At 41.4% G+C, this 534-nt stretch carries 1 protein-coding gene; it reads left to right on the top strand.

The window, feature by feature from the left end:
* Positions 1-162: 162 nt before the first annotated feature.
* Positions 163-534, top strand: a 372-nt coding sequence (locus SORDD16_RS03545; protein WP_081215126.1) for a DUF2798 domain-containing protein, incomplete at its 3' end; no start/stop codon positions are given.

The raw sequence follows: 534 nt of genomic DNA, 5'->3' as shown, positions 1-534 counted from the left end.
CACCAAGCCATTATCGACCGTCATCCGCAGAAAAAATTCTAATCATTCTTAAAAGGGAAAGATGTTTATGAAAACAGTTTCTTTGAAAATTTTCAGTTTTTCACTTACGAGAAAAATTTTTTTATGCTAGACTAGGCCTAATGAAAAGAAATGGAGAATCTAATGCCTAGAAATTTTAAAGAAGCTCTTTTATTTACCATCCTTATGTGTGCCCCGATGGTCTTGGGAATGTCGGCCTGGAATTTATTCCTAATTGACCATCTTTCAATTGATCACCTGATCACTGGCTATTTCCCTGGTTTTATCACGGCCTTTCTCTTAGACGTCCTCTTGGTCGGCCCTCTTGTAAAAATCATAGCCTTTCGCATTCTCAAAGAGCATCACAAGCGGTGGCAAAAGATCCTAGTCATCTCTGGAGGTATGGTGCTCCTCATGGTAACCTTGATGTCCCTTTACGGTCTCCTTTACAACGGGGTTCCAATCTCGCCTGCTAGTTATCTAGGGGCCTGGGGAACAAACTTTATCGCAGGCCTT

The organism is Streptococcus oralis (assembly GCF_001578945.1).
GTDB classification, from domain to species: domain Bacteria; phylum Bacillota; class Bacilli; order Lactobacillales; family Streptococcaceae; genus Streptococcus; species Streptococcus oralis_Q.
This window is presented reverse-complemented; position numbering and strand designations above follow the sequence as displayed.